Here is a 21,829-nt window from a genome sequence, read left to right as displayed (position 1 = left end):
CTTATTTCGCGGGCTTCAGCACGCCTGCGTCGACCTGGTCGACGAGATGGTTGACGGCCTCCTGGATCGCGAGGTCGAGCACCTTGCCGTTGAGCGTCGAGTCGTAGCCGGCCGTGCCGCCGAAGCCGATCACCTCGCGGTTCGACAGGCTGAATTCGCCCGCGCCCTGGCTCGATGCGACCACTTCCGACGTCGTCGTGTCGACGATGTTCAGGTTGACCTTCGCGTACGCGACCTGCGTCTTGCCGCGGCCGAGGATGCCGAACAGCTGGTGATCGCCGCTGTCCTTGCGACCGAACTCGGTCACGTCGCCCGTCACCACGTAGTTCGCGCCCTTCACGGCCTGCGCCTTCTTCAGGAAACCGGCTTCCTGCCTGATCTCGTCGAGATTCTCGCGATCAAGCACGTTGAAGCGGCGGCTCCGCTGCAGGCGCGTGACGAGGATCGTCTTCGCCTGGCCGCCGAGACGGTCGATGCCATCGGAGAAGATGCCGCGCATATAGCTCGAACGGTTGTCGAACTTGCCGACCGCGATCGCGACCGGCTTGCCTGCGTATGGCTTCTGCGCGCTGCTGACCGCGGACACCGCCAACGTTCGCGACGACTCTGTCGCGCAGCCCGACAGCGCCACGGCGACGGCCGCGGCGACAATAAAGCCGCGTCGTTTCTGGATGTTCACTGCTGGTCTCCTTGCAAGGAAAGGTTGCCCGTGAGGGCATGCCGGCGCCCGGACGGGCCGGGCGTCGAAACAGGAATCGGCGCGAAGCCGTTGCGGCAGCGTTGACTCAACGCGCACGCGGGACGGGCCTGGTTCGCCGAACGGCTATAGGGGGAATTGAATTGAAATCGGGAGCGGAAGCGCGCGCGACGGAAGCGTCGCCGCGAATGACGGATATGTGGCCGATTGGCCGCGATTTACGCGCCCGGCAGTCACTCGATTATTCTGTTTGCTGCACCGTCGATCGCGCATTGCTGGCCCCGTGAATATAATTTTTCGTAATAATACCAAAGTCCTTATCCGGACCGGATTATCTTTTGCGTCATTGGCAATATTTGAGTTGCCGCGTTGCGCTGGAACAGCATGGCGGACGAGCTTGCTGGGGTATGCGCCTTCGCGAAGGTCTCGTGGCAGCCACCGCCCCCCAAATCGAAAAATCCAAATACACGCGACTCAACGGCAGTGCAAATTGTTTCGACGTTGAAGCGTTGCGCTGCAACGCGACACACGATAAGAGATAAACCCGGAAGCTCGATTTCGCATTTTCGGAGCGCGGTTTTGCGGCGCATGCGCTTTCCCGAAAATCACGCTCCGTGATTTTCGTTACGCCACGCTTCGTAAACACCGGGAAAGGCGGATGGGTCACACGCCTGCCAATGGCCCATCCGCCCGAATGGCACAGAAAAGATTCAGACCAGCGCGCTTTCGCGCTCAACCCGCCGGATCCGCCACCGTCTGCCGCATCGTGACGAATTCCTCCGCTGCGGTCGGATGAATGCCGATCGTGTCGTCGAACTGCGCCTTGGTCGCGCCCGCGCGAATCGCGATCGCGATGCCCTGGATGATCTCTCCCGCGTCGCGGCCGACCATGTGCGCGCCGACCACGCGCTGGCTGTCGCGCGCGACGACGAGCTTCATCAGCGTGCGCTCGTCGCGCCCCGACAGCGTATGGCGCAGCGCCTTGAACGACGTGCGGTAGATGTCCACCTCGCGATGCACGTCGCGCGCACGCGCCTCGGTAAGCCCGACGGTCGCGACTTCCGGCTGGCTGAACACGGCGGACGGCACCCACTCGTGATCGGCCGCGATGCGCCGCCCGCCGAACAGCGTCGCGGCGAGCAAGCCGCCGTCACGGGTCGCGACCGGCGTGAGCTGCGGCCGCGACGTCACGTCGCCGATCGCATGGATCGAGCCGACCGACGTGGCCGAATACGGATCGACCGCGATCGCGCCGCGCGCGTCGAGCGCGACGCCCGCCGCTTCGAGCCCGAGCCCTTCGACGTTCGGCACGCGGCCGGTCGCATACAGCACCGCGTCGTACGGCCCGGCCAGCGCGCCGCCGACGCGCAGCCCGAGCGTGCCGTCGCTCGCGCGCTCGATCGCATCGACCGACGCGCCGGTGCGGATCGTCACGCCCTGCTTCGTCATCTCGGCGGCGAGGAACTGCCGCACGTCGTCGTCGAAGCCGCGCAGGATCTGCGCGCCGCGATAGAACTGCTCGACGCGGCTGCCGAGCCCGTTGAAGATGCCCGCGAACTCGACCGCGATGTAGCCGCCGCCGACCACCGCGATGCGCGCCGGGCGCGCGGCGAGCGACAGCGCCTCGCGCGACGTGATCGCATGCTCGATGCCGGGCAGCGGCGGCAGCGACGGCCGCGAGCCGGTCGCGATCGCGATGTGGCGCGCGGTGATGCGCCGCTCCCCGACGGCGACCGTGTGCGCGTCGACGAGCGTCGCGCGCCCGGCATGCATCCCGACGCCGGACTGCGCGAGCAGATTCACGTAGATGCCGCTCAGCCGCTCGATCTCGCGATCCTTCGCGGCGATCAGCGCGGGCCAGTCGAGCGCGCCGTCGCCGAAGGTCCAGCCGAAGCCCTTCGCGTCCTCGATTTCGTGCGGGTAATGCGACGCATAGACGAGCAGCTTCTTCGGGATGCAGCCGCGCAGCACGCAGGTGCCGCCGATCTGCTCCTCTTCCGCGATGCCGACGCGCGCACCGTACGATGCCGACATCCGTGCCAGCCTGACGCCGCCCGAGCCGGCGCCGATGACGAACAGGTCGTAATCGAATTCCATCGCATTCCCTCATCGCGGTTCTGATGACGGCACGATAGCAAGATTCCGGTTTCCCTGCGGCGCGTGGCGGCGGCACGCAAAAAAATGGCGAGAGGTGATGCCCTCTCGCCCGTCAAACCAGCCCGCCGGGGTTGCCACGCGTCACCGATCGACCGCATGCCCGGCACGCCGGCTGCGCGGCGCCGGCCCGCGTGGCCGCGCGCATGCGCGCGGCCACGCCCGGCCGGCCACCATGCTCAAGCCTGCGACGTGTCGCCGTCGGACGCCGTCGTGTCGTCCGCAGCCTCTTCCGGCTTCTCTTCCTTCTTTTCGAGCAGGCCTTCGAGCGCCTCGGCGCCCTTGAAGCCCGCGACGGCCGCTGCCGCCTTGGTCAGCAGGCCCGCATCCGGATCGACCTTCTCGGCAGCCTCGACTGCCGCCACGGCACCGGCGATTTCACCAACGGTATTCAGGATACCCATCGTCATCCCCTTTCAAGTGAATCGTGAGCCGCATCGCCCCACGAACAGATCCGGCCGACCGCACGGGCCGTCGCCGGATACACGAATTGCGGCTTGCGCCGCCCGGGCCCGGCGCGCCGGTGACGGCGAACGCGACGAACGCGCATGCATCGGCACGCGCCGGGCGATGCACGCAGATTAGCGGAAAGCATGCGCGGCCACTGTAAAAATGTGTTCTGGAATGCCGACGGATGGCTTACGACATCAGCGCCGCGCTATGTTGCGGTCGCTGCATAGCGCGACCGGCATATGATGCGCGCCGCGGCAACGGCCGCGCAGCCGCCCGTGCCCGGCAAAGCGGGCTCGCGGCCGCCGCCCCTATAATGCTTGCCGTCGGGGCGGAGATCTTCCGTCGTACATCGCCAACGGGCGAGCATCGCCGGTACAACGCCCGCGCCGTGCCGCGCGAAGGCCGGGCAGCACGCCGGCCCGGTCGCGCGATGCCGCCCCGCCGCATCCTCTCAGAGCTTTCGAATGACACCCGCAAAGTTTTTTCTGCGCTACACCGCCATACCGTTCGTCGCGATCGTGCTGGTGGTCGTCTGGGCGCTCAACCGCGAATCCGGCGAAATCGACGCGCGCCAGTATGCAGCCCTCACCGCAGCCTATCCCCAGTTCACGCCGAACCTCAAGCAGGAGGTCGGCGCCGCGCTGCACGGCGGCAAGCTCAGCAAGTCGGACTACGCGACGATCATGCGCGACGCGCTCAACCAGGGCTACCTGATGGACTGGCCGGCGAACAGCGGCGACGTCGGCGGCGAACGCGGCAGGCTGCTCGGCCTCGTCAACAGCGACACGCACGCGCCGCAGCAATAATCGGCCACCAGCGGCGGCAAGCGGCATGCGCGGCAGCAGCAATCGCCCACCGGCGGCAGCAAGCGGCACGCGCAGCAGCAGCAATCGCCCACCGGCGGCGGCAAGCAGCGCGCGCGGCAGCAGCAATCGCCCACCGGCGACGCACGGCGGGCGTCCGCCCCATCCGCCCCGCTACTGGCCGAAGCCCGTCACGCCGATCATCGCGCCCGCTGCGAGCAGCCACAGCGGGTGGATGCGCGTGCGGTACGCGAGCACCGCGCATGCGGCGGTGATGCCCCACTGCACCGCGCTGCGGTTCGACGCCTGCGCGATCAGCACCGCACTCGCGATGACGAGACCGGCCGTCACCGGCATCATCCCCTGCTGCACGTAGCGCCGCCACGGGCGGTGCCTGAAGCGCTCCCACGCATGCAACGCCAGCATCGTCACGCACGACGACGGGCCGAACTTCGCGACCGACGCGACCAACAGCCCCGGCCAGCCGGCGACGTGCCAGCCGACCAGCGACACGATCATCATGTTCGGCCCCGGTGCCGCCTGCGCGAGCGCGAACAGCGCGGAGAACGCCGGCGCGCTCATCCAGTGGTGTACGTCGACGACCTGACGCTGCATCTCGGGCAGGATCGTGTTGCCGCCGCCGAACGCGAGCAGCGACAGTTGACTGAAGATCGTCGCGAGCGCGACCAGCGTGTCGTTCATCGCGGGTCCGGGCGGTCGGCATCGCGCGCCGCGGGTGCGTGGCCGGCAGCCGGCGCGGCGCGGCGGCGTGCCGCGAGCCAGATGCCGAGCGGCGTCAGCACGAGCATCGTCGGCAGCAGCGGCACGCGCAGCAGCGCGATCGCGACGAACGCGGCCGCCGCGATGCCGGCCGCCGCGCGCGCATGCCGCAGCGGCTTCGCAACCTTGACGGCCATCGCGGCGAGCAGCCCCGCCGCCGCGGCCGACAGCCCGCCGAACAGATGCTGGATGCGCGGATCGTGCTGGGTCTTCGCGTACAGCACGCCGAGCGCGACGACCACGAGCGTCGGCCCGGCGATCAGCCCGAGCAGCCCGGCGAGCGCGCCCGGCACGCCGCGAAAGCGCATGCCGACCGCCACCGACAGGTTGATCACGTTGCCGCCGGGAAGGAACTGGCAGAGGCCGAGCAGATCGGTGAACTCGTCGCCGGACAGCCAGCGGCGCTCTTCGACGAGCGCGCGCCGCGCGAACGGCAGCGCACCGCCGAACGACATGAGGCCGAGGCCCAGGAAACCGGTGAACAGCTCGGCGAGGCCGACGCGGCGAGGCGGGCCGGCGGGCGGCCCTGGAAGCGGTGGCATGGACATCCTTGTCGAACGGTCGAGGTCGAGATTACCGCCGTTCGTCCACCGCGCAAAACGATTTTGTCGACGGGTGCTGGGCCCGGAACCGCGGACGCCGGCTGCGATTTCCCGCGCGGCTCATGCACGCGCGCCACCGCCACCGCCACCGCGGAGCCTACAGCACCGGCCCCGGCTCTTTCTCCTTGCGCAGGAACGCATAGAGGAGGATCGCGCCGAACGTCGCGGTGCCGATGCCGCCGAGCGCGAAGCCGCCGAATTTCAGCGAGAAGTCGCCCGCGCCGAGCACGAGCGTCACGGCGGCGACGATCAGGTTGCGGTTGTCGGAGAAATCGACCTTGTTGACGACCCAGATCCGCGCGCCGGTCACGGCGATCAGGCCGAACACGACGATCGACACGCCGCCGAGCACCGGCCCGGGAATCGTCCGGATCACCGCGCCGAACTTCGGCGAGAAGCCGAGCCCGATCGCGATCAGCGCGGCGACGACGAACACGAGCGTCGAATAGATGCGCGTGACGGCCATCACGCCGATGTTCTCCGCGTAGGTCGTGACGCCCGTGCCGCCGACGCTGCCCGACACGATCGTCGCCAGCCCGTCGCCGATGAACGCGCGGCCGACGTAGCGGTCGAGGTTCTGGCCGGTCATCGCGCTGACGGCCTTGATGTGACCGAGATTCTCGGCGACCAGGATCACCGCGATCGGCGCGAGCATCAGCATCGCGTGCGGATCGAACACGGGCGCACTGAACCTCGGGACCCCGAACCACGCGGCGCGCGCGACGATCGAGAAGTCGATCGGCTGGCCGAGGCCCATGCCGTTGGTCGCGACCGCGTAGAGTGCATAGGCGATCACGAGCCCGACGAGGATCAGCAGACGCTGCAGCATGCCGCGCGCGAACACCGCGATGCCGCCGACGCACAGCACGGTGACGAGCGCCATCGCCGAGTCGAAGGTCGACGCGGACACGCCCTTGACGGCGATCGGCGCGAGATTGAGGCCGATCACCGCGACGACTGCGCCGGTGACGACGGGCGGCATCAGCGACTCGATCCAGCGGGTGCCGACCGCCGACACGATCGCGCCGAGCGCCACGTAGACGACCCCGCACGCGATGATGCCGCCGAGCGCGACCGGGATGTTCGGGTTCGGGCCGCTGCCGCCGTAGCCCGTCACCGCGACGACGAGGCCGATGAACGCGAAGCTCGAGCCGAGATAGCTCGGCACCCGGCCGCCGACCAGCGCGAAGAACAGCAGCGTGCCGATTCCGGACATGAAGATGCACAGGTTCGGATCGAAGCCCATCAGCAGCGGCGCGAGCACGGTCGAGCCGAACATCGCGACGACGTGCTGCACGCCCATCGCGATCATCTGCGGCCACGGCAGGCGCTCGTCCGGGCCGACGACGCGGCTCGCCGCGCCAGGCGGTTGCACCCGCCAGCGCGGGAAATAGGAATCGGACATCGGGAAACTCTCCTGTCGGGCGCTCGCGCGCCGCTCGCGGTCTTGAAATCGGATCAGGCGCGAGTGTACGGAGCGGCATTCGCGCTGACAAGCGGCGCGGCGGCAGGCCGGGGAAGCGGACGTTGCGGAAAGTTCGGAATTGTCCGATTCCCGTCGAGCCCTCGGCGGCCTAGACTGGCTGCGCTGCCTTGAACCAAGACTCGGCAGCGTGTTGCAACTCTCCTCTTGCCGTTCGTGCATTGCGCGCGAACGGCTTTTTTTCGCCGGAAGCCGCGCAAGTACCTACTTTTGATCGTTCGTCCTTCCCTCCGCAGCTTTGCTGATCGCCCCGACTGCACGCCATCTCAAATTTAGCTAACCGAATAGTCAGACTCATCCTATAGACAAACCAATTCTTACCGGCGACCGTCTCTGGCTCGTCCATGCATAAGGCATCCGAGCCTATGACGGAAAAAAACATGCCGATTGCCCTTACTTTATTTACCCATCGAATGTGGCGCATCCGTTGATGCTCTACTTTCGTTCGTCGTTCGATGTGCCTATCGATCAACGCGATCATTTCACGATCCATTTCTCGGATCACGTGACCGAACGAATCGAAACCGCCCACCAGCGCGCAGGGCTTTCCGGGGTCGGCGACACACTTGCCATGATGGGCGCATGGACCGCCGAGCAGATAGCCGACGCAGAGGCTGACGCACTGGCATGCATGCCGCCGACAATCGCCGTCGCAGGTGCGGCGGTCGACCAATATGCGATCTATGACCCCGAGTCGGGCGAATGGGTGTTTACCAACTTCGATTGAGGACATGGCCATGACCCGACGAGCAATCAGAGACGGCGACGCGACGACGACAGGCGGCATCGTCATCGCGGGCGCGTCAACCATCTTCGCGAACAACAGGCAGGTTGCTTTAGACGGTGACAAGGCGACGTGCGGAAATTGCGAAGGATTGTTTCCGATCGCCGGAAGTGCCGTGAGCGTTATCGGCACCGGGCGAGCCCTTGCGGTCGAAGGCGACGCGGCACTTTGCCCGTGCGGACAAAACCGACTGGTCGCAGGCAGCGACTGCACGTTTTTCATTGGGGGCGACGGCGGCCATAGCGCGGCGAACCCGTTCATTGGTCGTTCTGTATTCACGTCCGCGCGACACGCGCCCGCATCGGGCACTCGTGACGATCAGTTTGTGATCCGCGACGTGCGGACGAAGCAACCGTTAAGCAACGTGCGCTATTGGATCAAGGATCGATCCGGGAACGTGCTTGCATCCGGCGTGAGTGATCGGCGCGGCTGTACCGTGCGCGTGCGGACCGAAGGCGCGCAGACATTGAAGCTTGCAATCGAGGATTGAGAAGATGGGGAACCAAACTACCGTCGCTGAAACGACGACAAACACTATCGAGGGATCGCAGCGTTTCGCGGACGTGGACTTGCGGCCGATCTGCGAAAACATGACCAACTCGGAATTCCGCAAGATTTTCGCTGTCGCGCAAGGGCGAGCGGTTGATCGCTTGACGATTCGCATCGCTGATTTGCAAAGGTGGTCGGGGATCGACAAGGATCGGGTATTCAAGTGGTTCGGTCGCAACGACGAGCGGACGCGTATGCACCTGCTCACTGGCTTAACGAAAGTGCTTGGCGTCGTTCGAGCGTTCAACGAAAACAACGTCGTCCGTAGCGGCAGCGATGGCGATCTGGCAACGGGTTGCACGCCTCATCCGCGCGGCACGATCAATGAAGCCGCTCACGTATGCGCGCCGGACACGGCAACACATACGATCGCCATCAGCGCGCGATTCTGTACGATGCGCCCATGGACCGCGCATGCTGATTCGCACGTGTCGACCATCATTCACGAAGCCTCGCATTTCCACGACACCATGTCGTCAACCGATGACCAATACACGATTACTCCCTTGCTTCCCGGTTGGGGACGATCAAACCCCGACTTGGCAATCAACAACGCCGACAGCATCGCGGGGTACGTCGTTGACATTGACTAAGTTCCTAACTGCCATCGCACTCACGTTGAGCTGCGCACATACGGCGTTCGCGTGCGACGGTCCGTCGAACATGCCCGGTTGGGATTTCGATGTTCGATTCGACAAGGATTCGAGTGACATATCTACGGCCGAACTGGCGAAGCTATCAGTGTGGTCGAACGACATGCGCAACCGCTTTCCCATCGTCGATGTGGTGTCGGTTGTCGGACTAGCGGAACCGACGGAGCGATACGCGCAAGAGCTGGCACACCGACGTGCAGCGAATGTTAAGGGCGCGTTAGATCAGTTTTTGATTCGAGGCGAGCGAAATTCGATGATCGCGCGAATCTACAAATTGCCGTTTCCCGCGAGCGAGTTTGACGATAATGGGCGGCGCGTCGAAATCACATTCGTCCCGGGGTGCCCCAACCACTGTTGCCCGAACCTAAACCCGTTACCCAAGGCGCAGTGACGTAACACGGCGCATTCAGACGGGCCCGCGATTGCGGGCTGTCTTCCTGCCGTTCCAGAGAGGACGGCTGCTCCTGAATCCAGAGCATGGGCTGGAGGGGGCGCTTCCGAGAAAATTCTCGACTCCCCCCAAAAAAGTCCGCCGCGGCACGGCGGCGGCCCGGCTGCGCCGCGCCGGCGTGCGGTCACGCCATGCGCGGCGGCCGGCACATCACGGATTGATGTACTGGAACAGCGACAGGTTCTGCATCTGCACGAACGCCTTCTGCGCGCCGGTCAGCGCATTCTGCGTCTGCAGGTACTGGCTGATCGTCGAGACCATGTTGGTGCTGGTCAGGTCGGAGAGATTGCTGGACACCTGCAGCGAATTGGTCGACATGACCGTCTGCATCGCCTTGATCTCCTGCTCCCGGCCGCCGACGGACGCCTGCACGGTGAGGATGTTCGTCATCGTATTGTCGAGCTGGGTCGAGCCGGTCGCCATCGCGTTCGAGAGCGCGGCGGCGGCGGTCGTGCTGCTGCCGACCGGGTTCTTCAGCGCGGCGATCATGGTGTCGAGCGTCGCGAAGACGTCGGTCTGGGCCTGCGTCGCAGGCGTCACCGTGAACGTGTCGCCCGCCGCCGGCGTGCCGGAAACCGCCACCGTCTGGCCGCCCAGGTTGATCGCGACGCCCGTCGAGAACGGCTGCGCGGCGGTCGTCGTCGGCGGCACCACCGTGTTGTCCGTCACCGTATAGGTCGGCGCGGCGGCCGTGCCGCCCATCGTGATCGTGAACGCATGCGCGTTGGTCGGATCGGCCGGGTTGGTGATGCTGACCGCGCCGATCGTGCCCGTCCCGGTGTTGGCCGCGCCCGCCCCCGGCACCGGCTGGCTGCCGAGCATCGGCACCGACATGAACACGGACGCGCCGTTGTCGCCCTGCGACACGGTGCGGTTCGGCATGATCTGCACCTGGCGCGAGCCGCTGTCGCCGCTGTAGGCGACGCCGCCGCCCAGCTTGTTCGCGAACGGCGGAGTCGTCGACTGGAAGCCCGAGAAGATGTAGTTGCCCGCGCCGTCGGTCGAGTTCGCGAGCGTCACCAGCTGGTCGCGATAGCCCTGCAGCTGCGTCGCGAGCGCCGAGCGGTCGCTGTCGGTCAGCGAGCCATCGCCGGCCTGGATGATGTTCGTGTGGATGGTGGTCAGCAGGCCGTTGACGCTGGTGAGCGTCTGGTCCTCGGCCTGCAGCGACGACAGCGCCAGGTCCTGGTTCGACGAATACTGCGTATACGTCGCCGACGTCATCGACAGCTGCACCGCCTGCGCCGCGCCGAGCGGATTGTCCGCCGGCGTCGACAGGCTCACGCCGCTCGAGATCTGCTGGTACAACTGCGAGAGCTGCGCCTGCTGATTGTCCATCTGGCTGACGTTCTGCTGGTAAATCTGGGAGGTGGAAATACGCATCGCCCGAATCCTCGAAATCAGTTGAACAGGCCGAGCACGGTCTGGAACAGCGTCGACGCGGTCTGGATCACTTTCGCGTTCGCCTGGTAGAACTGCTGGTACTGCATCAGGTTCGCCGCTTCCTCGTTCTGGTTGACGCCCGACACCGACTGCTGCGCCGTCGTGATCTGGCCGACGAGCGCGGTCTGCGCGGCGCTCGACGACTTCAGCTGGCTCGCCGTGTTGCCGATCGTGTTCACGTAGCTCGCATACGCGCCCGTCAGCGTCGACGTGCCGCCGGACAGCGTCTTCGCGCTGACGAGCTGCGACAGCAGCAGTGCGTTGCTGCCGTCCTTGGTGCCGCCGGCATATGCGCCGATGGTGAACTGGTCGCCGTTCGACGGTGCGCCCGACAGCGACACGGACACGCCGTTCATCACGCCTGCCGGCGCCGGCTGGACGGTGCTGTTGATCGTGAGGGTCGCGCCCGTCGCCGCGCTGTACGGCACGGTCGTCGCCGCGCTCGCGATCGCGATCGAGGTCGGCGGGGTGCCCGCGATCGTCACCGTCGTGCCGGCCTGGAAGCCGGACAGCGTGCCGGTCGCCGCGCTGTAGGTCAGCGTCGTCGAGCCGGCCGGCAACTGGTAGCCCGCGCTCACCGTGCCCTGGGTGATCGTGGCGGTGCCGGCGTTGGAGGTCGCCGCGGACGACACGACCGGCGACGCCGCCGCGATCGCCGAGCCGTTGGACGTCGCGAGCGCGAAGTTGTCGAGCGCGCCGCGCGTCGGCTGCACCGTGAACGAATCGCCGGCCGCCATCGCGCCGGTGAGCGAGAAGTTCAGCCCGCCGATCGCGCCCGGCATCGCCGCCGACGTGCCGACGACCGCGCCGCTCGCGCGGTCGCTCAGCGTGTAGTTCGCGCCGTCGAACGACAGCGTGTAATCGCCCGTCGTCGGCTGCGACGCGTTCGTGAACGACACGTTGAGCGTCGAGCCGCCGGTGTTCGACTGGTTCGCGTAGACGGTCGGGCTGCCGGTCGAGAACAGGTTGCTGCCGACGTTGCCGGACAGGTCGATGCCGAGCGCGTTCTGCCCGTTGACCTGCGCCGCGAAGCTCGTCGCGACCGCGCCGAGCTGCGCCTGCGCCGGGTCGAGCGTCTGGCTGCGGAAGGCGAGCAGGCCGCCGAGCGTGCCGCCCGACAGCGACGAGTCGGGCAAATACTGGTTCGGGGTGGCCGGCGTCGCGCCGGCGATCCCTTGCGACACGACGGTCAGCTCGCTCGGATCGGACTTCGACACGACCGTCGCGAGCTGGTAGCTCTTGTCCGCGACGACGAGCGGCTGGCCGCCCGCGAGGAACACGCTGTAGCCGTCGCTGTTCTGCACGACCTGCACGCCGGCGAGCTGCGACAGGTTCGACACCGCCAGGTCGCGCTGGTCCATCAGCTGGTTGGGCGGCTGGCCCTCGCTGCTGCCGGCCTTGATCTGCTGGTTGAGCTGCGCGATCTGCGCGGTGTAGCCGTTGATCTGCGAGACCGTGCTGGTCAGCTGCGAGTTCACGTTCGTGCGCAGCTGGTCGTATTGCTGGCCGGCCGCGTTGAGCTGGTCGGCGAGCACCTGCGCATTGCTGATCGCAGTCTGGCGCGCGGACGGATCGGACGCGTTGTTCGCGACGTTCTGCAACCCGGTGAAGTAGTTCGTGATCGCGGTCGAGATGCCCGTCGTCGGGCTGCCGACGAAGTTGTTCAGCTGCGACACGAGCGAGTAGTAGGTCGACAGCGCGCCGCTCTGGGTCTGCGCGCTGTTCAGCTGGTCGTTCAGATACTGGCTGTATTGGCGCTGGACGGTGGTGGTGCTCACGCCCTGCGGCAGGTAGCCGCTGCTCGTGTACTGACCGCTCGCCTCGGCGTAGATGGGCCGCTCGACAGAATAGCCCGGCGTCGCAGCATTGCTGATGTTCTGGCCGGTCGTCGTGAGGCCCCATTGCGCGGCATTCAAGCCGCTGAGGCCGAGGTTCATGAGGGTGTTGGACATGCGCGATCCTGAAGGGCTGGCCGCGCTGCGGCCGCCGGGTTGCGTAACTCCCGGTATAACGGCCGCGGATCGAAAAAATTGAGGAAAAAATGTGCGCCGCCGACGTCGCGCACGCGACGCCGGGGCGGCTTGCGCCGCTTACGTGCGGGCGAGCTGGCGGCGCTTCATTTCGAGCTGCGTGATGACCCGCTGCAGCGTGTTCTCCGCGCTGCCCGGCAGCGACATGAAACGGAAACCGAGCTGATAGCGGCGCGTGCCGTTCGGCACCTGCGCCGACCGGTGCGCGACGAGCTGCAGGTCGAGCGACAGCTTGCCGTAGCCGTTCAGTTCGAACTCCATGTCGGGAAACAACGTGCCCATCTCGAGCGCCTCGACGCGCTCGTCCGCCGTGCGCAGCCCAACCCCGCCGAGCGACAGGTTGTGCACCTCGAACAGGATGCCCGAGCCGTCGGGCAGCTTGCCGCGGCACAGGTACGGCTCGATGATCGGCGTGTCGACGCGGAAATACTCGCGCCGCTGGAAGAAGTAAAGCACCTCGGGGAACGCCACTTCGAACGCGGGGCGCCCTTCGAAGCGGGTCTCGCGCGGCGCGCCGGTCGCGAACTCGACGCGCACGCCTTCGGGCGTCGCCGAGAACACGCAGCGCGGCGCCGCGAGAATGCTCTTGTTCTGCTCCGCGACGCCGCCCCAGTCGAAACTGAAGGTGCGCGCGCGCACGTCGACGTCGAGCAGGCGGGTCACGAACTGGCCGCCCTGATACTGCACGGTCAGGAAATCACCGCGATTCACGAGATTGCGGAGCTGCACGCCGATTTCCAGCGGATTGCGGCGGCCGAATTCCAGCCCGGGGAGTTCCCCTTCGTGGCTCGGATCAGTCGACTGTTCGGTATTCATGGCTAGCCGGTATGTCTTTTCATGCGCGCACGACAGGGCCGGCACGCGGTATCACCCGGGCCAGAAGTTGCCCGGTCTCAGGTCTCTCACACTTAGCGGCAGTGGCGACCGAAAGTTTAGATCGATTTAACGATATTTTTTCAGGCAAACGTTAAAAACCGCGCGCGGCGAGGCCGGGCGCGGCGAGACAGCGGAGCGGACCGGGCGATCAGCCGATCTGCTGCATGATCGAGATGAGCTTTTTCGCGTAATTGGGGTCGGTCGCGTAGCCGGCCTTCTGCATGCCGTGCGCGAAGCCCTCGGCGCTGCGGCTCGCGCTCAGCACGCCCGCGTAGCGCGGATTGTTCTTCAGCAGGCTCGCGTAATCGGTCATCGCGTGCTCGTACGAGTCGTACGCGCGGAACTTCGCAGTCACGTGGTGCGCCTCGCCGTTCACGTATTCGGTCGTCAGCGCCGTCACCGTGCGGCCCTTCCAGCCCTTGGTCGCCTTGATGCCGAACACGTTGTAGCTCGATGTGCCGTCGGAGCCGCGAATCTCGCGCTTGCCCCAGCCCGATTCGAGCGCGGCCTGGCCGACGATGAAGCGCGCCGGGATGCCGGTCGCGTCGCTCGCCGCCTGGGCCGGCGCGGCGAGCCGCCCGACGAACGCATCGGCCTGCTCCGACGTGCCCGCGCCCTTTCCGGACGGCGTCAGCGCGCTGTCCGCCGAGTAGCCGCGCGAGCCGGCGAGGTTGCCATTGTTCGTGGCGGCGTTCGCGTACGCCTTCGCCATCGCATTCATCGCCGCGAGCCCGCCTTCGTTGCCGGCCGTGTCGAGGCCCGCCGACGCGGCATCCGCGCCCGCGCCTGCGCCGAGGCTCGCGTTGCGCGTCAGCTGCTTCATCAGCATGTCGGCGACGCCGATCCCGCGCTGCGACATCTGCTGCGCGAGCTGCTGGTCGAGCATCGACGTGTACATCTTCGACGTGTGGGAATCGAACAGGCCGCCGTCGGGCGTCGCGTCGCGCATGCTCTTGAGCATCATCTGCGTGAACATCGCGTCGAACTGGCCCGCGACGAGCTTCGCGCTGGCCTGCGGCGACTGCTTGGCCTGCGCGCGCAGCGCGTCGAACCCCTGCACGTCGAGCGCGAAGCGCTGCGACAGGTCGTTGGCTTTGGTTGGATTCGCCACTTAGATGATCTCCAGATCCGCGCGCAGCGAGCCCGCTGCCTTCATCGCCTGCAGGATCGACATCAGGTCCGCCGGCGTCGCGCCGAGCGTGTTGAGCGCCTTGACGACCTCGGCGAGGCTCGCCCCCGCCGTCACCATCTTCAGCGAGCCGTTGTCCTGCTTGAGCTGGATCTGCGACTGCTGCGCGGCGACGGTCTGCCCGTTCGAGAACGGCCCCGGCTGCGACACGACCGGCTGCGTGTTGACGACCACCGACAGGTTGCCGTGCGCGACCGCGCAGCTTTGCAGCGTGACCATCTGGTTCATCACGATCGAGCCGGTGCGCGCGTTGAGGATGACCTTCGCGGCGGCCTTGTCGGGCCGCACGTCGAGATTCTGCAGGCGCGCCATGAACGCGACCTGCTGTGCGGAATCGGCCGGCGCCCGGAGCTGGATCGTGCGGCCGTCGAGCGCCGTCGCGGTGCCGGGGCCGAAATCCGAATTGACCGCCGAGACGATCCGCTCGGCGGTGCCGTAATCCATGTCGTTGAGCTGCAGCTGCAGCATCCCGCCCATCTGCGCGAGCGCATTCGGCACCGCGCGCTCGACGATCGCGCCGGCGGCGATGCGCCCTGACGCGAGCTGGTTGACCTGCACGCGGCTGCCGTTCGCGCTTGCGCCGGCGCCGCCGACCGCCATGTTGCCCTGCGCGAGCGCGTAGACCTGCCCGTCCGCGCCCTTCAGCGGCGTGAGCAGCAGCGTGCCGCCGCGCAGGCTCTTCGCGTTGCCGAGCGACGACACGGTGACGTCGACCGCTTCGCCCGGCCGCGCGAACGGCGGCAGCGTCGCGGTGACCATCACGGCCGCGACGTTCTTGAGCTGCATGTTCGTCAGCGACGACGTGCCGCCGGTCGACGAGCCGTTGTTGATCGAGATGCCGAGGTTCGCGAGCATGTTCGCGAGCGTCTGCGTCGTAAACGGCGTCTGCATCGTCTGGTCGCCGGTGCCGTCGAGGCCGACGACGAGGCCGTAGCCGATCAGCGGGTTGTCGCGCACGCCCTGGATCTGCGCGAGATCCTTCAGGCGCTCGGCGTGCGCGGCACCGGAGCCGGCGACGCAGGCCAACGCGGCCAGGAATGCCCAGGCCGCGGCGCGCAGGCGGGATGGGAAACGTCGAAGCAGCATCGTCATTACCACGGCGCGAGGTTCAGGAAAAAGCGCTGCAGCCAGCTCATCGTCTCGGCCTCGTTGATGTAGCCCTTCGCCGAATACTCGATCCTCGCGTCGGCGACCTGGGTCGAGTAGACCGAGTTTGCGCCGGAGATCGTGTTGGGGTTGACGACGCCGGAGAAGCGCACGAATTCATTGCCCTGGTTGATCATCATCTGCTTCTCGCCGCTCACGACCAGGTTGCCGTTCGGCAGCACGCCGGTCACGGTGACGGTGATCGTGCCCGTGAACGTGTTCGCGGCGCTCGCGCCGCCCGTCGCCTTGAACGTGTTCCCGCCGTTCGCGGACAGGTTCATCTTGTTGAACAGCCCGCCGAAGAAGGCCGCCGTCGGCACGTCGAAGTTCGTGGTGTCCGAGCGGTCGGTGTTCGCCCCGGACGATTTGGTCGCATTGATGTTTTCCGCGATCATGATCGTCAGGATGTCGCCGACGTTGCGCGGCCGCTGATCTTCGAACAGCGGCCGGCCGGCATAGCCCGGGTTGAAGATCGAGCCCGGCGACTGCATCGCCGGCGGCGGCGGCGGCGCCGCCGTCATCGGCTGCTGGATGATCGGGTCGTGCTTGATCTGCGCGCAGCCGGCGAACGCCGCCGCGACGAGCGCGGCAAGCGCCGCGCGCGCGCAGTGACGGGACGGGGTGAAACGATCCTGCTTCATGACGGCGTGCTGTCCGGTTAGCTCTTCATCTGCGTGACGGTCTGCAGCATCTGGTCGGACGTCGTCACGGCCTTGCTGTTGATCTCGTACGCGCGTTGCGTCTGGATCATGTTGACGAGCTCCTGGACGACGTTCACGTTCGACGTTTCGACGAAGCCCTGGTTGAGCACGCCCGCGCCGTTCAGGCCCGGCTGCGACACGTTCGGCGCGCCGGACGACGCGGTTTCGGCGAACAGGTTCTCGCCCTTCGCCTCGAGGCCGGTCGGGTTGATGAAAGTCGTGAGCTGCAGCGAGCCGATCTGCACCGAGTTGGTCGAGCCGGCCTGCGTGATCGACACCGAGCCGTCCTTGCCGATCGTGAGCGACGTCGCGTTCTGCGGGATCGTGATCGCCGGAATCACCTGGTAGCCGCTCGCCGTGACGAGCTGGCCCTGCGCGTTGGTCTGGAACGAGCCGTCGCGCGTGTAGGCGTTCGTGCCGTCCGGCATCAGCACCTGGAAGAAGCCGCCGCCGTTGATCGCGACGTCCTTCGAGTTGCCGGTCTGCTGCAGGCTGCCCTGCGTGTACAGACGCTCGGTGGCAACCTGCTGCACGCCGGTGCCGAGCTGCAGGCCCGACGGCAGTTCGGTCTGCTGCGTCGAGTTCGCGCCGGGCTGGCGGATCGTCTGGTACAGCAGGTCCTCGAACACCGCGCGCGAGCCCTTGAAGCCGTTGGTGCTGACGTTCGCGAGGTTGTTCGAGATCACGTCCATCTGCGCTTGCTGCGCGTTCATGCCGGTAGCGGCGATGTAAAGCGAACGGTTCACTTTGAATCTACTCCTTCGTTAGGCGATGACGGCGGATCAGCCGAAATTCAGCAACTGATTCGCCGACTGCTCGTTCTGGTCGGCGGTCTGGATCATCTTCGTCTGAAGCTGGAATGCACGCGCGTTGTCGATCATCGCCACCATCGCCGAGACCGGATTGACGTTGCTGCCTTCGACCGAATTCGGCGCGATCACGACGGCCGGATCGGCATCGGCGGGATTGCCGTCCGTGGTGCGGAACAGGCCGTCGTTGCCGCGCGTCATCGTCGCCGGATCGGGATTGACGAGCTTGAGCTGGTCGATCATCGCGACCGCGGTCGGCGGATCGCCCGGCATCAGCGCGGACACCGTGCCGTCCTTGCCGAACGTGACCTCGGCGTTCGGCGGCACCGAGATCGGGCCGCCGTTGCCGACCACCGGCAGGTTGTTCGCGGTGACGAGCTGGCCGTTCTCGTCGAGGTGCAGGTTGCCCGCGCGCGTGTACGCCTCGCTGCCGTCGGGCAGCTGGACGGTCAGCCAGCCCTGCCCCTGGACGGCGACGTCGAGCGGGTTGCCGGTGCGCGACAGCGGCCCCGGCGCGAAGTCCGCGCCGGGCGTCGACGACAGCACGTAGGTGCGCGTGGTCGTCGGATCGATGGTGCTGCCGTCGCCGAAATTCATCGGCACCGCGCGAAAGGTCGCGAGCTGCGCGCGAAACCCCGTCGTCGACGTGTTCGCCAGATTGTTCGCGACGATCGCCTGCTGCTCGAGCGACTGCGTCGCGCCCGTCATCGCCGTATAGATCAGTCGGTCCATGGCTGCCCGTTATGCGTGCGCGTCAGAGGTTGATGAGCGTCTGGTCGACGGTCTGCTGCGTCTTGATCGTCTGCGCGTTCGCCTGGTAGTTGCGTTGCGCGGTGATCAGGTTCACGAGCTGGCTCGTCAGGTCGACGTTCGAGTTTTCGACCGCGCTGCCCTGCAGCGTGCCGTGGTTCGTGCTGCCCGGCACCGAGATCTGCGGCACGCCCGACGCCGAGGTTTCCTGGTACTGGTTGCCGCCGAGGTTGACGAGGCCGTTCGGGTTGTTGAAGTTCGCGAGCACGATCTGACCGAGCGTCGCCGTCTGGCCGTTCGAGTAGTTGCCCGTGACCTTGCCGTCGGTGCCGATCGAGAAGGTGGTCAGCGTGCCGCTCGCGAAGCCGTCCTGCGCCAGGTTGTTCACGCCGTCCTTGCCGCCGTACTGGGTCGTCCCGTTCAGGTCGAGCGTCAGCGGCTGCGGGGTCGCCGAGCCGTCGGTGGTCGGGATCGTGAACTGGAACTGGCCGGTCGACGCGCTGGTGACGGGCGCCACCGGCGCCGTGCCGGTGATCGCGCCGCTGGTGTTGAACGTCACCGCGCCGAGATCGGTCGGCGCAGCGGTCGGCACGCCCGCGTAGGCTTCCCAGGTGTTCGCCGCGGTCTTCACGAAGTACATGTTGACCTGCTGCGAGCCGCCGAGCGTGTCGTAGGTCTGGACCGACGTCGAGAAGTTGTACGACGTCGAGTCGGTGTAGTTGAACGGCGCCGTGACCGGCACCGTGTCCTGCGAGTTCAGGTTGAACTGGGCGGTGATCTTGGTCGTCGCGGTCGGCGCGATGTTGGCCGTCGGCGCCTGCAGCGGCACGGTCGTCGCCGTGTTGATCACGCCGTTCGGGTTCGCGGCGTAGCCCATCAGGTTCAGGCCCTGCGAGTTGATGATGTAGCCGTTCTTGTCGCGCTGGAACGTGCCGTCACGCGAATACGTGAGCACGCCGTTGTTCGACATCTGGAAAAAGCCGTTGCCGTTGATCGCGACGTCGAGCGCTGAACTGGTCGTGCTGATCGTGCCCTGGCTGAACTGCTGCTGCACCGAATTCACCATCGTGCCGATGCCGATCTGGTTGTTGACGGCAGTCGCGACGGAGCTCGCGTACATGTCCGCGAACTGGGCGGTGCTCGACTTGAAGCCCACCGTGTTCGCGTTGGCGATGTTGTTGCCGATCACGTCGAGATCGCTCGACGCACCCGCGAGGCCGCTCAGACCCTGTTGATAACCCATCTCGGTCTCCTTTCCGGGGAAGCTGAATCAGTTGGTGGTGGTGGTGCTCGAGGACGACGACCCGCTCGGGTAGATCGCCGCGACCTGCGTGAGCCCCACGGTGCTGCCGTTCGACAGCATGAGGCCCGCCGTGCCGTCCGCCTGCTTGACCACGCTCTGCACCTGCGCGGCCGCCAGCACCGTCGCCTTCTGCGGCGTGCCGCTGGTGTCCGTGTAGGTTGCGCTGATCGTGTACTTGCCGTCCGACAGCGTGTTGCCCGACGCATCGGTCGGCGTCCAGTTGAACGGCACGGTGCCCGCCGACTGGCTGCCCGCGTTGATCGTGTTCACGACGGTGCCGGCTGCGTTCTTCACCGTGATCGTCAGGTTCGACACGTTGCTTGCCAGCTGCACGCCGAACGGCGTCGCCGCGCCGCTCTTCACCGTGACGCTGTTGCCCGGCGCGAGCACGTTCGAGCCGATCAGCAGGGCCGCCTGCGTCTGCTGGCCCGCCGCGAGCTGCGTCGACAGCGACGTGAGCGACGTGTTGAGCTGGGCAATGCCGCTCACCGTGTTGATCTGCGCGAGCTGCGTCGTCATCTGCGAGCTGTCGACGGGACTCGTCGGATCCTGGTTCTGCAGCTGCGTGACGAGCAGCTTCAGGAACGTCGCCTGCAGGTCGCTCGCCGACGTGCCGGTCGTCGACGTGCCGTTCGAGCTCATCGTGTCGTTCGACAGGGTCGACACCGTCGTCCCGTTGCTGCCGATCGTGGAGGAAGAGGAAGTCATCCGGGTTCTGCCTTCAGTCAGATAAGAGAGGGGTCTCAGGTGCCGATCGTCAGCGTCTTGAGCATCAGCTGCTTCGCGGTGTTGAGCGTTTCGACGTTGGCCTGGTACGAGCGCGACGCCGAGATCATGTTGACCATTTCCTGCACCGGATCGACGTTCGGCATCTGCACGTAGCCGTTCGCGTCCGCGGCCGGGTTCGACGGGTCGTAGGTGTTTTTCATCGGCGACGGGTCGTCGATCACCTTCGACACGCGCACGCCGCCGACGCCCTGGCCCGACGCGGTGCGCGCGCCGTTCAGCGGCGCGGTCGCGAACACGACCTGCTTGGCCTTGTACGGCTTGCCGTCGGGGCCGGTCGCGCTGTCGGCGTTGGCCAGGTTCGACGCGGTCACGTTCAGGCGCTGCGATTCTGCCGACAGCGCCGAGCCGGCGACGCCGAAGATATTCATCAACGAGGGCATGGAGACTCCTTATGCTCGATGCGGGGCACGGGCTCGCGCGCCGTCACGAATTGGACGTGATCGCGGCGATCATCGTCTTGATCTGTTGCGTCATCACGGTCATGCCGGACTGGAAGTGCAGCGTGTTGTCCGCGAACTGCACGCGCTCGACGTCGAGGTCGACCGTGTTGCCGTCGAGCGCCGGCTGCAGCGGCTGCCGGTACGCGGCGCGGCCGAAGTTGTCCACCGGGCCGCCCGTCGGGATCAGCTTCGCGGTGCCGGTCATGTGGCCGGCGGCCGTCGACACCATCGACATGCCGCTCGTCACGCCGGCCGGCTGCGCCATCGCGAGCGGCGCGGCATTGCTCGGCGCGAGCCCGCCGGGGCTCCTCTCCGCCTTCAGCGAACGGGCGAGCGTCGACGAGAAATCGACGTCGCGGGCCTGATAGCCCGGCGTGTCCGCGTTCGCGATGTTCGACGACAGCAGTTCCTGCCGATAGGCGCGCACGTCGAGCGCCTGGCGGCCGAACGCGAATTCGGCATCGAGTCTGTCCAGCATCTGTGCGTCTCTCCGATTGAAGCGCTGCACCGCTCTTTCGCCGCCCGGCGGCCAAAGAGGCTTTTTTCCATGTCACGCATGGTAGGGGGCGCCCGCAACCGGCAATCGGCCGAATAAGCGGAAAAGCCCCCCTCTATTCATCGTTTGCGCGCCGGGCTGGCTCCCTAGAATGCAACTCGTATCAACGGATCGAGGACACGGGCGATGACGCGCACCGCACACCGCAGCGACACCGGGCGCCAACCGCGCAGGCGGCTTGCGCTCGCGCTCGCCGCCGCGCTGTGGGTAAGCGCCGCGACGGCGCAGGCCGCGGACGACGGGATGATCGTGATCCCGGGGCGCGGCGAGACGACCGAGTCCGCGCTTGCGCACGTGGCCGCAGCCGCTCCCGGGACGCCGGGCACGGCGAGCGCCGCCTCCGGCGTGCCGGCGCAGGCCGGCGTCACGGCGGAGGGTTCGCCGGGCG

The 21,829-nt window shown here is 66.8% G+C and carries 23 protein-coding genes and 1 pseudogene; 5 read left to right on the top strand and 19 right to left on the bottom strand.

Annotation, left to right across the window (positions count from 1 at the left end; all coding sequences use genetic code 11):
- Nucleotide 1 precedes the first annotated feature (1 nt).
- The 4 genes from LIG30_RS24505 to LIG30_RS24495 form a co-directional block, all read right to left on the bottom strand.
- Nucleotides 2–679, bottom strand: a complete 678-nt coding sequence (locus LIG30_RS24505; protein ID WP_038716363.1) for a CsgG/HfaB family protein — start codon at nt 677–679, stop codon at nt 2–4.
- Nucleotides 680–1,014: 335 nt separating this feature from the next.
- Nucleotides 1,015–1,287 carry a hypothetical protein gene (locus tag LIG30_RS26715; protein ID WP_152986223.1) on the bottom strand — a complete coding sequence of 91 codons (273 nt, stop codon included), beginning with the start codon at nt 1,285–1,287 and terminating at the stop codon, nt 1,015–1,017.
- Between the two features lie 142 nt (nt 1,288–1,429).
- Complete coding sequence (gene gor, locus LIG30_RS24500) at nt 1,430–2,794, bottom strand: glutathione-disulfide reductase (protein WP_038716361.1); 1,365 nt, start codon at nt 2,792–2,794, stop codon at nt 1,430–1,432.
- Nucleotides 2,795–3,030: 236 nt separating this feature from the next.
- Entirely contained in the window at nt 3,031–3,255 is a 225-nt protein-coding gene (locus LIG30_RS24495) for a hypothetical protein (RefSeq protein ID WP_038716374.1), read from the bottom strand.
- 513 nt (nt 3,256–3,768) lie between these two features.
- Between LIG30_RS24495 and LIG30_RS24490 the strand changes: the two genes are divergently transcribed.
- Nucleotides 3,769–4,110, top strand: a complete 342-nt coding sequence (locus tag LIG30_RS24490; protein ID WP_038716359.1) for a hypothetical protein — start codon at nt 3,769–3,771, stop codon at nt 4,108–4,110.
- A 171-nt stretch (nt 4,111–4,281) separates the two neighbouring features.
- Here LIG30_RS24490 and LIG30_RS24485 read toward each other — a convergent pair whose 3' ends face one another.
- From LIG30_RS24485 to LIG30_RS24475, 3 genes are all read right to left on the bottom strand, one after another.
- Entirely contained in the window at nt 4,282–4,809 is a 528-nt protein-coding gene (locus LIG30_RS24485; protein ID WP_038716358.1) for a chromate transporter, read from the bottom strand.
- Complete coding sequence (locus LIG30_RS24480) at nt 4,806–5,429, bottom strand: chromate transporter (protein WP_038716357.1); 624 nt, start codon at nt 5,427–5,429, stop codon at nt 4,806–4,808. The genes LIG30_RS24485 and LIG30_RS24480 overlap by 4 nt, the downstream gene beginning before the upstream one ends.
- 157 nt (nt 5,430–5,586) lie before the next feature.
- Nucleotides 5,587–6,894: a solute carrier family 23 protein gene (locus tag LIG30_RS24475; RefSeq protein WP_038716355.1), complete on the bottom strand. Its 1,308-nt coding sequence runs from the start codon at nt 6,892–6,894 to the stop codon at nt 5,587–5,589.
- Nucleotides 6,895–7,402: 508 nt separating this feature from the next.
- Between LIG30_RS24475 and LIG30_RS24470 the strand changes: the two genes are divergently transcribed.
- The 3 genes from LIG30_RS24470 to LIG30_RS24465 are packed head-to-tail and all read left to right on the top strand — an operon-like array spanning nt 7,403 to nt 8,898.
- Nucleotides 7,403–7,699 (top strand): hypothetical protein, encoded by a 297-nt coding sequence (locus LIG30_RS24470; protein ID WP_152986222.1) that lies wholly within the window; start codon nt 7,403–7,405, stop codon nt 7,697–7,699.
- 4 nt (nt 7,700–7,703) lie between these two features.
- Entirely contained in the window at nt 7,704–8,246 is a 543-nt protein-coding gene (locus LIG30_RS25775; RefSeq protein ID WP_235510394.1) for a PAAR domain-containing protein, read from the top strand.
- A 4-nt stretch (nt 8,247–8,250) separates the two neighbouring features.
- Nucleotides 8,251–8,898: a M35 family metallo-endopeptidase gene (locus tag LIG30_RS24465; protein WP_038716353.1), complete on the top strand. Its 648-nt coding sequence runs from the start codon at nt 8,251–8,253 to the stop codon at nt 8,896–8,898.
- Nucleotides 8,899–9,559: 661 nt separating this feature from the next.
- Here the strand turns inward: LIG30_RS24465 and flgL are convergent.
- From flgL to flgB, 12 genes are all read right to left on the bottom strand, one after another.
- Entirely contained in the window at nt 9,560–10,792 is a 1,233-nt protein-coding gene (gene flgL, locus LIG30_RS24460) for a flagellar hook-associated protein FlgL (protein WP_038716350.1), read from the bottom strand.
- Nucleotides 10,793–10,809: 17 nt separating this feature from the next.
- Nucleotides 10,810–12,804, bottom strand: a complete 1,995-nt coding sequence (gene flgK / locus LIG30_RS24455) for a flagellar hook-associated protein FlgK (protein WP_038716348.1) — start codon at nt 12,802–12,804, stop codon at nt 10,810–10,812.
- 138 nt (nt 12,805–12,942) lie between these two features.
- A complete protein-coding gene (locus LIG30_RS24450) occupies nt 12,943–13,698 on the bottom strand; it encodes a flagellar brake protein (RefSeq protein ID WP_038716346.1) in 756 nt (251 codons plus the stop codon).
- Nucleotides 13,699–13,906: 208 nt separating this feature from the next.
- The gene (gene flgJ, locus LIG30_RS24445) at nt 13,907–14,869 is read right to left on the bottom strand and encodes a flagellar assembly peptidoglycan hydrolase FlgJ (protein WP_038716345.1); all 963 of its coding nucleotides are present in this window, start codon (nt 14,867–14,869) and stop codon (nt 13,907–13,909) included.
- Complete coding sequence (locus LIG30_RS24440) at nt 14,870–16,039, bottom strand: flagellar basal body P-ring protein FlgI (RefSeq protein WP_051995167.1); 1,170 nt, start codon at nt 16,037–16,039, stop codon at nt 14,870–14,872.
- The gene (flgH, locus tag LIG30_RS24435) at nt 16,039–16,734 is read right to left on the bottom strand and encodes a flagellar basal body L-ring protein FlgH (protein ID WP_038716341.1); all 696 of its coding nucleotides are present in this window, start codon (nt 16,732–16,734) and stop codon (nt 16,039–16,041) included. Before flgH ends, LIG30_RS24440 begins: the two co-directional genes overlap by 1 nt.
- A gap of 17 nt (nt 16,735–16,751) precedes the next feature.
- Nucleotides 16,752–17,540 carry a flagellar basal-body rod protein FlgG gene (flgG, locus tag LIG30_RS24430; protein WP_038716339.1) on the bottom strand — a complete coding sequence of 263 codons (789 nt, stop codon included), beginning with the start codon at nt 17,538–17,540 and terminating at the stop codon, nt 16,752–16,754.
- A gap of 36 nt (nt 17,541–17,576) precedes the next feature.
- Nucleotides 17,577–18,335: a flagellar basal-body rod protein FlgF gene (flgF, locus tag LIG30_RS24425; protein WP_038716337.1), complete on the bottom strand. Its 759-nt coding sequence runs from the start codon at nt 18,333–18,335 to the stop codon at nt 17,577–17,579.
- Between the two features lie 22 nt (nt 18,336–18,357).
- A complete protein-coding gene (gene flgE / locus LIG30_RS24420) occupies nt 18,358–19,596 on the bottom strand; it encodes a flagellar hook protein FlgE (protein WP_038716336.1) in 1,239 nt (412 codons plus the stop codon).
- Between the two features lie 27 nt (nt 19,597–19,623).
- Nucleotides 19,624–20,364: a flagellar hook assembly protein FlgD gene (locus tag LIG30_RS24415; RefSeq protein ID WP_038716335.1), complete on the bottom strand. Its 741-nt coding sequence runs from the start codon at nt 20,362–20,364 to the stop codon at nt 19,624–19,626.
- A 35-nt stretch (nt 20,365–20,399) separates the two neighbouring features.
- Complete coding sequence (gene flgC, locus LIG30_RS24410; protein WP_038716334.1) at nt 20,400–20,825, bottom strand: flagellar basal body rod protein FlgC; 426 nt, start codon at nt 20,823–20,825, stop codon at nt 20,400–20,402.
- 43 nt (nt 20,826–20,868) lie between these two features.
- Nucleotides 20,869–21,363, bottom strand: a complete 495-nt coding sequence (flgB, locus tag LIG30_RS24405; protein ID WP_038716331.1) for a flagellar basal body rod protein FlgB — start codon at nt 21,361–21,363, stop codon at nt 20,869–20,871.
- Nucleotides 21,364–21,567: 204 nt separating this feature from the next.
- Here flgB and LIG30_RS24400 point away from each other — a divergent pair.
- A pseudogene (locus tag LIG30_RS24400) lies at nt 21,568–21,829 on the top strand (flagellar basal body P-ring formation chaperone FlgA); the annotation flags it as partial.

Source organism: Burkholderia sp. lig30, from assembly GCF_000687455.2.
GTDB lineage: Bacteria > Pseudomonadota > Gammaproteobacteria > Burkholderiales > Burkholderiaceae > Burkholderia.
Note: the sequence above shows the minus strand (reverse complement) of the source record. Positions and strands in the feature narration are given on the sequence as shown.